Source organism: Photobacterium rosenbergii, assembly GCF_033022775.1.
Classification (GTDB): Bacteria; Pseudomonadota; Gammaproteobacteria; order Enterobacterales; family Vibrionaceae; genus Photobacterium; species Photobacterium rosenbergii_A.
Genome location: NZ_JAWJZI010000064.1, coordinates 1 through 248, shown reverse-complemented (window position 1 = coordinate 248; position 248 = coordinate 1). Strand labels below are relative to the sequence as shown.

General features: G+C 59.3%; 1 protein-coding gene. It reads left to right on the top strand.

From position 1 onward, the window contains the following. A partial coding sequence (locus R2X38_RS26710) for a putative Ig domain-containing protein (RefSeq protein WP_317525348.1) occupies nucleotides 1–248 on the top strand: 248 nt, incomplete at both ends.

Below are 248 nucleotides of genomic sequence, written 5' to 3'. Positions count from 1 at the left end.
GATAATTTGCCGAGTTGGGCGAGCTTCAACACTGCCAGCGGGCTGCTTTCCGGCACGCCGAGCAATGACGATGTCGGGACCACGTCGAATATCGTGATCAAGGTCAGTGATGGTAACGAAACCGCCAGCCTGGCGGCGTTCAACCTGGAAGTGGTCAACGTCAACGATGCGCCGACCATTTCGGGCACCCCGGCCACCAGCGTGCAGCAGGATGCCAGTTACAGCTTCACGCCAGTGGCCAGCGATAT